The organism is Lutibacter sp. (assembly GCF_013041805.1).
Classification (GTDB): Bacteria; Bacteroidota; Bacteroidia; order Flavobacteriales; family Flavobacteriaceae; genus Lutibacter.
This window is the reverse complement of the sequence record NZ_JABDRI010000068.1, coordinates 1-10,549: the sequence shown is the minus strand read 5'-3', so window position 1 is coordinate 10,549 and position 10,549 is coordinate 1. Positions and strand designations below refer to the sequence as shown.

Sequence of the window (10,549 nt, the reverse complement as noted above, 5' to 3'; positions counted from 1 at the left end):
GTCATTCTAGCTCCGTGCTCTGAAGCAAATGAGTCTCTAATGGCTTTATATAATTGTGTTTTTAAAGATTTTGGAATCAATTCTAACACAATTTCAGCTTTTGCAGGTTCAAAAATATAATCTGTATTACCTTTTATTTCGCCTTCAATTGGTTCAATAGGTAAAAACTGTTCTATTGTTTCAATTTGAGTTGCTGCGTTTTTAAATCTATTATAAACTAACTCAACTTTATCATACGTACCTTCCGCAAATAAAGACATTATTTTCTCAGCTATTACAGCAACATTATCAAAGGTTAGCTCATCAAAAACTTCATTATTATTTTCAATTACATGAAAGTTTTTAGCTAAAATATCATTCCCTTTTTTACCTATAGTTAAAAGATCAACTTTTTTCCCTTTATATTTAGTTTCAATTAATTGAATTGAAGCCTTTATAATTGTTGAATTAAATCCACCACACAAACCTCTATTTGAGGTAATTGGAACCAATAATACTTTTGAAACTTCTTTTTGTTCAGAATAAACACCACCTACTTCACCTTCTAATGTTGCACTTAAACTCTGTAAAAGTTCTGTCAACTTATCGGCATACGGACGCATTTGAGTAATTGCATCTTGTGCTTTTTTCAACTTAGCAGCAGACACCATTTTCATGGCGCTAGTAATTTGCATTGTTGAACCAATGGATGTAATTCTGTTACGTATTTCTTTTAAGTTTGCCATTCTAATTTGGTTTCTAGTATTGAGTACTAAGTATTGAGAAATTTATCTTAATACTACATACCAACGTATTTTTATGCGTATTTAGCTGAAACTTCTTTTGCTGCACTTGTTAGCGTGTCAATAACCTCATCCGTTAATTTACCTGATTTTAAAACATCTAACGTATCTCTATGCTTTGCATTTAAATATTGAATGAAATCGCTTTCAAATTCTTTTACTTTTTCAACAGGAACCGCTCTTAATAAGTTTTTAGAACCTGCATATATAATTGCAATTTGATCTTCAACTTTAAATGGATCGGATTGATTTTGCTTTAAAATTTCTACGTTACGCTTCCCTTTTTCTATTACATTTAAAGTAGCTGAATCTAAATCAGAACCAAATTTAGCAAAAGCTTCTAGCTCGCGATATTGTGCTTGGTCTAATTTTAAAGTACCTGCTACTTTTTTCATTGATTTAATTTGAGCATTACCCCCAACACGAGATACCGAAATACCTACGTTAATTGCAGGACGAACCCCCGAGTTAAATAAATCAGATTCTAAGAAAATTTGTCCATCAGTAATTGAAATTACGTTTGTTGGAATGTATGCAGAAACATCACCTGCTTGTGTTTCAATAATTGGTAAAGCTGTAAGGGAACCTCCTCCTTTAACTTTTCCTTTCAATGAAACTGGAACATCATTCATTTGAGATGCAATGGTATCATCTGTAATAATTCTTGCTGCACGTTCTAATAAACGAGAGTGTAAATAAAATACATCTCCAGGATATGCCTCACGTCCTGGTGGACGACGTAATAATAATGAGATCTCACGGTATGCAACTGCTTGTTTAGATAAATCATCATAAACAATTAATGCAGGACGACCTGTATCTCTAAAATATTCACCAATTGCAGCACCTCCCATTGGAGCATATACTTGCATTGATGCTGGATCTGAAGCATTAGCAGCAACAATTGTTGTATAAGCCATAGCTCCTTTTTCCTCTAATAAACTTGCAATTCCGGCAACAGTAGATGCTTTTTGACCGATTGCAACATAAATACAATATACTGGTACTCCAGCATCGTAAAATTCTTTTTGATTGATAATGGTATCAATAGCCACTGTAGATTTCCCAGTTTGACGGTCACCAATAATTAACTCACGCTGACCTCTACCAATTGGAATCATTGCGTCAACAGCTTTTACACCTGTTTGTAATGGTTCCGTTACAGGCTCACGGAAAAGTACACCTGGCGCTTTACGTTCTAAAGGCATTTCAAAAGTTTCACCTTGAATAGCTCCTTTACCATCAATTGGCAATCCTAATGCATTTACAACACGTCCAACAATGCCTTCTCCAACTTTTAATGAGGCAATTCTTTCAGTACGTTTAACTGTAGAACCTTCAGTAATAGTTTTTGAGTGCCCTAATAAAACAACACCTACATTGTCTTCTTCTAAGTTTAATACAATTCCTTCTAATCCATCTTCAAACTCAACTAGCTCTCCATATTGTACATTAGATAAACCGTATACACGTGCTATACTATCACCTACCTGAAGCACAGTTCCTACTTCATCAAGTGAAGCTGCCGTGTCAAATCCTGCTAATTGTTGTTTTAAAATCGCTGATACTTCAGCTGGTTTTATTGATGCCATTTTATATATTTTTTAAAACTTAAAACTTTATAATTTTCGATAGCTTTCGCTTTCAAATTGTCTTTTTAATCCTTGTAATTTATTTGCAACACTTGCATCGTATTGAACATCTCCAATTCGTAAGATAAATCCACCAATAATTTCAGGATTTATTACATTTTCAATTGTTGCTTCTTTTCCTGTAAGCTCTTTTACTTTACTTAACACTTTTTTATTTAAAGCATCCGTTAAAGGAAATGCTGAAGTCACCTTCGCAACTTCTATTCCTTTTAACTTATCGAAAAGAACAGTATATTTTTTTGCTACGTAACTTAATATTGCTAATCTTTTATTGTCAATTAATAAATTGATTAAACCTATTGTTAAACTTGAGACTTTAGATGCAAAAAGTTGATTTAACGCAGCTTTTTTTAATTCAGTTTTTATAACTGGACTAGTAAGTAGCACTTGTAATTCATCACTTTCTTCAATGGTAGTAGCAATCAACATCATGTCTTCATTCACCTGAACTTCTTTTTGTTGTTCAAGTGCAAAACTTAATATTGCTTTTGCATATCTTATGGCTGCTCTAGATCCGCTCATTTGATTTTATTAACTAATTGTAACTTCTTTTAATAAATCTTCAACAAGTTTTGTTTGCTTTTTTTGGTCAGAAAGTTCACCTCTCACAACTTTTTCAGCAATACTTATTGATAGCTCAGCCACTTGATTTTTTAAATCTGAAATAGCTGCTTGTTTTTCGGATTGAATAGTAGCTTGCGCTTGTTCAACTACTTTGTTTGCTTGAATTTGTGCTTCCTCTTTTGCCTCAGAAATAATAGTTTCTTTCATTTCACGTGCTTCTTTTAAAAGCGTATCGCGTTCAGCTCTTGCTTCTTTTAAAATACGCTCGTTATCAGCATTTAAGTTTTGCATTTCTTTACGAGCATTTTCAGCTTGATCTAATGCATCTTTTATTCCATCTTCACGTTCACTAACTGAATTTAAAATTGGCCCCCAAGCAAATTTCTTCAACAAAAGTACTAGTCCTATAAATAAAACTAATTGCCAAACGAATAATCCTAAAGAAAACTGTTCTATTAACTTGTCCATATTAATTATAAATTGATATTTTTAATATTTAATTAATTTAAACAATAGCCACAACCAACCGTTGCAGCTATTTGTTTGTTTTGTTATGCAGCAAATAAAGCAGCAAATCCAATTCCTTCAATTAACGCTGCTGCAATTAGCATCGCTGTTTGAATTTTTCCTGAAGCTTCTGGTTGACGTGCAATAGCGTCCATCGCTGAACCACCTATTCTACCGATACCTACACCGGCACCGATTACAATTAAACCTGCTCCTACAATTTCTGGAATATTCATGATATATATATTAATTAATTAAACATTCAATTTTAATGATCATCATGTTCTTCAACAGCCATACCGAAGTATAATGCTGATAACATAGTGAAAATATAAGCTTGTAGCGCTGCTACTAATAATTCTAATAATGCCAATGCAAAAGCTAATCCAAATGATAACGGACTACCAATCCAACTTTTGAAAATAAACATCAAACCAATAATACTCATTAATACAATGTGTCCTGCAGTAATATTTGCGTATAAACGAATCATTAATGAGAAAGGTTTTATTATTGTTCCTAATAATTCAATTGGAGCTAAAATAAATTTCATTGGAACTGGAACACCTGGCATCCAAAATATGTGTTTCCAGTAATTTTTATTTGCCGTAAATGTTGTTAACAGATACGTTATTAAAGCTAATGCCAAAGTAACCGCAATATTATTTGTTACATTTACTCCTAATGGTGTTAAACCTAATAAGTTGATAATCCAAACAAAGAAAAATACGGTTAGCAAATAACTCATATATTTTTTGTACTTCTTTTCGCCAATATTTGGAATAGCAATATCATCTCTAATATACATAATAATTGGCTCTAACAAGCGACCCATTCCTTTAGGCATTAAATTATTTGTTTTATAGGATTTAGCCATTCTGCTAAACATAAAAAACATGAATAATCCCACTAAAAAAATAACAGCTACATTTTTAGTAATTGAAAAATCTAATGGTTTGGTATTTGTTGGGTGATGATGGTCATCTAAAGTAATGGTTCCTTCAGCATCCGTTTTATAAATTTTATTGTGAAATACTTTGTAGTAATTTCCATCAACTTCTGCTACTGTTTCTCCGTGGTGAAATTTAGATGAAGAAAATACTTGTAAACCTCCATCCCATAAAATTACTGGTAGAGGTGCACCAACATAAATATGCTCTCCTGCATCGTTTGTATATGAAAACAAACTAAAATCGTATGAATCTAACAAGTGATGGCTAATATATTCTTTTATTTCAGTTTTAATATCCCTTCCTTCAGGTGAGTGCTCTTCTGCATGTTCTTGTGCAGTAACTGAAAAAGTAACAAATAATAAAAATAACGAAAACGTTTTTAGTAATTGATGTCTATACATTTCACTTCTTTAATAGTGTGTCCTAAAAATATTTTGCAAATGTACGTTTTTATCTTTTAAACCAAAAAATATTTTATGGTCATTTTAAAATGCGCTTTAGAGCTGTAATTTAATGTTTTATAAGGTTTTATTTAGTAGCTTAATTAAATAATAGGTTTCAATTAATAAACATAAAAGATAGGGTATTAAAAATGAGGTAGCTTCTAATTTACTTACTTCTCCATTTTGTTTAAAAATTGGGTTGAAAAAAATAAAATATATCCCAAATTTCAAAAAACTACCTCCCATATAAACAAAACCTAATAAATCTAAATATTTTATCCTTAGCTTGTATAAAATGGCAAATATAATGAATGCTAAAAATCCATTCACTAGGTACGATGCAGTAATTTGATTGTCAAACAATGGAAGTTGTTGCAGATTTAAAATAAAAAGATGAATACAAAAAACCACAACCAGTGCGGCAAGAAGCTTACTACCAAAAAAAAGAATTGGTTTAATCGTATTTATCATTGATGTTTTTTAACTGAGCTAAAACACTCCAAATTGCAACCAGCAAAGAAAAAAGCGTTAAAATTATAGTATAGGTTTTATTTGAGGTTTCAAAATACGCGTCTAGCCATTTCCCGAAATACACACCTAAATAAATAGTAATTCCCATTTGAAATGCAACTCCAATAAGCTGAATATATTTATTAAGCTGTTTTTTCTTTTGAGGATTTGTCATTTTTTAATTCTTTAACCGAACCTTTCATGGTACAAGTGGCATTAAACTCAGCTCCAGGCTCAACAGATAGTTTGCTAATAATCACATCTCCACTTATAGTTGCTGTAGCTTTTAAAGTGAGTAGACTGTGCACAATTAATTCGCCTGAAAACTTACCTTCAATATCAGCGTTATTACATTCAACCTTACCATTAATAGCTCCAGATTTACCTAAAATTACTCTTCCTGATGTTTTAATAGTTCCGTCAACGTTTCCATCTATTCTAAAATCACCTTCAGAAATAATATCTCCTGTAAATGAAGTGTTTTTCCCAATAATATTTCGTTCTGATACTTGTGGTTGTTTGTCTTTTTTTTCTGAAAACATGATGCTATAATTTTTTATTGAGTTTACTTATAATTTTTCTTTAATGGTATTACTTACTTCTAAGGCTTTTCTTGCCTCTTCTGTATTTGGATAATTCATAGCAACAAAATCCAATGCTTCCTTGAAAGCTGCTATACCTTGTTTTTTTCCAATGGCGTAAGCTTTCAATAGTTCAAATTTTGATACTATTTTATCACCTTCGTATTTCTCTATTGCGGTTGTAGCTTTTTCTATTACACTTTCAAAGAGTTCGTCTTTATATTCATAAAAAAGTAGTGCATATTCATCCTCTACTGTCATTTCAGAAGTATCACTTACATTTTTAGTTGGGTTCAAAATAATTTTAGCGTATTTTGATGCTGGAAAATCATTAATAATATCTTCTTTTAATTCGGTAGCGTTATCGTTATTTTGGCTACTATAAATTTTATAAAGATGATATTTAGAAGGCAACACAATTGATGGTTTAGGATTAAAGCTTAATAGCTTATCTAATTTACTAGTGGCTAAATCTAATTCTTTAAATTGCTCTTTATAAATAACTCCTAACTTAAAATACGCTGAATTTCTTTCAGCTCTAATGGAATCTATTTTAGATATATCAGTTGGAATTTGATCGGTATAAAACCATACTTCATATCTTTTTACACTTCCTACTTCTACTTCTTGTAAGTTTTCAACTGCTACTTCATTGGCTACATTCAACAAGTTTTTAGTAGATAAACGCCAATTATCTTCTAGCGGCCTATTGCCCCAAAGTGCTTTAAATTCCTCTTTCCCAAAAGATACCGTAAACATATTATAAAAATACCATTTACTTGTATTGTCTAATTGATTTAACTGTTTGTTTTTTGCTTGTTTTGATCGTTTTAAATCTGCGCTTTGCTTCGCTTTCTTTTCTTTATCTTTAGCTCTAAGCGTTACAATAAAATCAGAGAAATACGTTTCCCTTTCTTCATCGCTCATCCCAACAAGTTTTAGAATACTGTCATTTCTTTTAGAAATGTTTTCGTACAAAATAACCTCGTTTAATTTATCTCGTTTCCTTTTAATACTTCTAACTCGTTTTGTGTTATTCGATTGGGTTATTTGTAAAATACTATCATAAAAAGCTCCCGCTACCAAGAATGATGTTTTATCAAAATATGAATTCCCTAAAGCTTCATAAGTAAGTTCTTTTTGAAAATCATTTTTACGACTCTTACTTAAAGATTCTTTAAAATATCCTATTGCTTTTTCAGCATCATCATTTGTTACAAGTAAGCCTAAATGATAATTTAACTGATCTAAATAAGGACGGTTATCTCTATCTTTTATTAGTTTTTTAAATGTAGTAATTGTTGCTAGTCTCTCTTCATTGGTAACAACATTTTTTGCTTTTTCAATGTGTGCATGGATTCTATATTTAAAAGGCGATTTTTTGAAATCAATTACCTTTTCGAATGCTATATTTGATGAGTCTAGAAGGTTCTTTTCTCTATAAATTTGACCTAGAACAAATAAGTTTCGTGCAGTTTGTTCTTTGTTAATATCTGATAAAACTGCTTTATTTAAATGATTTGTTACTTGCTGTAAGCTATCCATTTTTATATAGGCCATCGCAATTGCAGTATGCGCACTTTCTGAAATTTCTTTATCTAAATCTTCGTTTTTTAGCAAGTTAGTTAAGTTATCTATAGCTTGCTCTTCATTCTGTAAACGAACCAACGTTTTGGCTTGCCAAATTCTCGTTTCGTTAATTAAATCAGCACTTGGATAATTAAGTATCACAAAATTAAACGCTTCAAGTGCAGGCACAAAACGCTTTGAATAGTATCGAGATTTCCCTAATAACAAGTACGCATTATCAATTTGATTGTTGCGCTCTTGTCTTGCAATTAACATCGAATGTTTTTGAATTGCTTTTACTGCTTTTTCTTCAGCTCTTTCAAATTCTTTTGGAGAACTATCTCCATCACCTTGCATTCCAGGTAAAGCTAATTTGTCAACTTTTAAAGGTTCTATAGGTAAGCGCTCCCAATAATTATCTTCATAATTAGAGTTAAGCTCTTGCAAACCAATTCTTAATGCTTCATTCCCATTAAAAAGCACGTTATACTTTGTAGTAGTTGAATGGAAATTTCTATTTAAAAATGCATCCTTTTTTGTTGAGCAACTAACAACAAAAAGAAAAATTAAAAAGCTTACGCCTATTTTATCAATGTTTTTCAAATGAAATGTATTTTACTTAGCTTTAAACTAATTACCCTGCCAAATTATTGTAAGAGGGTTGGTAAAAATACAAAAATCTACTTACTTATTTGAATTACACTGAAAAATACGTTTCTAACTCTGCTAATGTTTCAGCCGAAGTTTTTAAGTCTTTTACAATATCTCCTTTATCTAAAACAACTATTCGCTCACAAACTTCTGTTACGTGACCTAAATCATGACTAGAAATAAGCACTGTAGAATTACTATCTTTTGTTAAATAGCTCAATAATTTTTTCAATCTAATTTGAGTTGTAGGGTCTAAATTTGCAAACGGCTCATCTAAAATAATCACTTCAGGATTTCCAATTAAAGCAGCCACAATACCTGCTTTTTTCTGATTTCCTTTTGATAAATCTCTTAAATATTTCTTTTTACCTATAATTTCATCATTAAAAATTTCTGAAAACTGCGTTAAAAATGTGTCAATATCAGCTTTATTCATTCCTCGAAGTTCTCCAATAAAGTAAAAATATTCTTCAGGAGTTAAATAACCTATTAAAAAACTTTCATCAATAAATGCAGCCGTAAAAGGTTTCCAATCTTCACTTATATTTACTTGAATTTCATTATTTAAAATAACGCCTGTTGTTGGTTTTATTAAATCTAATAATAAATTAAAAAACGTTGTTTTTCCTGCTCCATTGTTACCAACTAATCCAAAAGTTTGCCCTTTTGGAATTTCTAAAGATGCTATATTCAAAACAGTGTTTCCACCATATTTTTTTGAAAGTTCTGTTGCTTTTATCATACTATTATATTTTAAACGTGTAGTTGATTAGTTGTTAAATTCTTAATTATTTTGGTCGAAAGCACTTATCATTTTATGTTTCGATTTTAGGTACCTATTTGTAATCCCTGTCATTAATTTTTGATGTAATACAATTCCTATTCCACCTAAAATTATCAGCGTTGCAATTCCTGCTTCAAAACCAATAAATTTATATGGAAGGTAGAACAACAAGATTGGAAACAACAACAATGGAAATCCTATCAACCATTGCACAGCTCCGGTACCTTGATAATTAAATGCAGCTCGCTGGGTTAAATCAATCTTTTTTCTATTAAATGAACCTCCATAAAGTAACACATGAGAATTTACCCCAATGTTATAAATCATAGCTGCAAAATGAATCACTAATATTTTCCACCCAAAATATACGTAAGGAATACTTAAAATAAACATTAAAATAGCACTCATAAGCATTAATGAAAATTTTGAATTTAAATATTGCTTGTACTTAATATTCTGGCTCATTAATAATTTATAATAACCACTATCCCAAGCAGGAATAAACTGCCCAAAATTGATCATAAAAATACCTGTTACAAATATTCCTACGAATATGAACAAGGGCACCATTTCTTTATAAACTGGATTTGGGTAAAAGAATAAACCATACAATAAACCAATAACTAAAATAAAAACTGAAGATCTTGGTCGTTTATTTCGCCAAATTAATTTTAAATCAAGTTGTAAAAATGGAGCAATATCTCCAAATCTACGCGTCCAACTTAAATCGGAAGTTGTGGCAATTTGTTCTTTTGCTTTCAAAGAACCATCAACATATAATTTAGGTCTTAAAATTGAGTAGTTGACAATGTATAGCAAGCCTAAAAATGCCATTGGAACCAAAATTAACACAGAATTGTCAGTAATAGAATTTACAGCACCTGCGAGTAATTCTGACAATGAAACTATTTCAAAATAATTCAAAGCAAACAATCCTGAAGCAATCGCTATAATAGGTAAAAAAGACAATTCTGTTTCAGCCGATTTACTTTCAATAATAAAGTTTAAAAAATTAATTATTAGCGTAAAAACCACCATTAACAGCATCCAAGTTAAGATAGAAGACGTATTATAATCTTCTGAAATTAAAATAGTTCCGAAAGGAATAACTGCAAAAAGAGGCAGGAAGTTAAAGAATGAAATTACCGATTTACTTAATACATAATGTATAATTTTACTTTTTTTTATGGGTAAAATTAATAGTGGTTTTATATTCATTACAGGCAATTTCTGTAAGAAAAAACGCATTACTAAATCCCCTAAAAACCAGTAAAACAAAAATCCGTTTACCATAATAAACGGGTCAGATTCTGGAAATTGTTTTTTAAGAATTGGATACAATCCAAAACCTAAGGCTAAAAATACCAATATAAAATAAAGTGCAAAAAACACCATTAAAATATTTATTGCAATACTTTTTTGCCAATACGAAGAACGAAAAAATTGTTTCCATTCAAATTTTACAAAATGTTGAATCATTGAATTGGTTTTTGTGAATTTACAGTTAATAAGTATGTTTTAAACATAAATTGTTACACTAATTTATATTCAGG

Annotated in this window: 12 protein-coding genes; all 12 read right to left on the bottom strand. The window is 30.6% G+C overall.

Annotation, left to right across the window (positions count from 1 at the left end; all coding sequences use genetic code 11):
* A partial coding sequence (gene atpG / locus HKP59_RS08590; protein WP_291805730.1) for an ATP synthase F1 subunit gamma occupies positions 1-725 on the bottom strand: 725 nt, incomplete at its 3' end.
* A 71-nt stretch (positions 726-796) separates the two neighbouring features.
* The gene (gene atpA / locus HKP59_RS08585; protein ID WP_291805727.1) at positions 797-2,374 is read right to left on the bottom strand and encodes a F0F1 ATP synthase subunit alpha; all 1,578 of its coding nucleotides are present in this window, start codon (positions 2,372-2,374) and stop codon (positions 797-799) included.
* A 27-nt stretch (positions 2,375-2,401) separates the two neighbouring features.
* On the bottom strand, positions 2,402-2,956 hold the full coding sequence (gene atpH / locus HKP59_RS08580) for an ATP synthase F1 subunit delta (RefSeq protein ID WP_291805725.1): 555 nt from the start codon (positions 2,954-2,956) through the stop codon (positions 2,402-2,404).
* Between the two features lie 9 nt (positions 2,957-2,965).
* Positions 2,966-3,466, bottom strand: a complete 501-nt coding sequence (locus HKP59_RS08575; protein WP_291805723.1) for a F0F1 ATP synthase subunit B — start codon at positions 3,464-3,466, stop codon at positions 2,966-2,968.
* Between the two features lie 83 nt (positions 3,467-3,549).
* A complete protein-coding gene (atpE, locus tag HKP59_RS08570) occupies positions 3,550-3,741 on the bottom strand; it encodes an ATP synthase F0 subunit C (RefSeq protein ID WP_291805721.1) in 192 nt (63 codons plus the stop codon).
* A 32-nt stretch (positions 3,742-3,773) separates the two neighbouring features.
* Positions 3,774-4,859: a F0F1 ATP synthase subunit A gene (gene atpB / locus HKP59_RS08565; RefSeq protein ID WP_291805718.1), complete on the bottom strand. Its 1,086-nt coding sequence runs from the start codon at positions 4,857-4,859 to the stop codon at positions 3,774-3,776.
* Between the two features lie 117 nt (positions 4,860-4,976).
* Positions 4,977-5,372, bottom strand: coding sequence for a DUF6168 family protein (locus tag HKP59_RS08560; protein WP_291805715.1), 396 nt, complete (start codon positions 5,370-5,372; stop codon positions 4,977-4,979).
* The gene (locus HKP59_RS08555; protein WP_291805711.1) at positions 5,356-5,586 is read right to left on the bottom strand and encodes an AtpZ/AtpI family protein; all 231 of its coding nucleotides are present in this window, start codon (positions 5,584-5,586) and stop codon (positions 5,356-5,358) included. The genes HKP59_RS08560 and HKP59_RS08555 overlap by 17 nt, the downstream gene beginning before the upstream one ends.
* A complete protein-coding gene (locus HKP59_RS08550; protein ID WP_291805708.1) occupies positions 5,555-5,953 on the bottom strand; it encodes a polymer-forming cytoskeletal protein in 399 nt (132 codons plus the stop codon). Before HKP59_RS08550 ends, HKP59_RS08555 begins: the two co-directional genes overlap by 32 nt.
* Before the next feature lie 27 nt (positions 5,954-5,980).
* Positions 5,981-8,164 carry a hypothetical protein gene (locus HKP59_RS08545; RefSeq protein WP_291805705.1) on the bottom strand — a complete coding sequence of 728 codons (2,184 nt, stop codon included), beginning with the start codon at positions 8,162-8,164 and terminating at the stop codon, positions 5,981-5,983.
* Positions 8,165-8,258: 94 nt separating this feature from the next.
* Positions 8,259-8,954 (bottom strand): ABC transporter ATP-binding protein, encoded by a 696-nt coding sequence (locus HKP59_RS08540; RefSeq protein ID WP_291805703.1) that lies wholly within the window; start codon positions 8,952-8,954, stop codon positions 8,259-8,261.
* A 42-nt stretch (positions 8,955-8,996) separates the two neighbouring features.
* A complete protein-coding gene (locus tag HKP59_RS08535; protein WP_291805700.1) occupies positions 8,997-10,475 on the bottom strand; it encodes a DUF5687 family protein in 1,479 nt (492 codons plus the stop codon).
* Positions 10,476-10,549 lie beyond the last annotated feature (74 nt).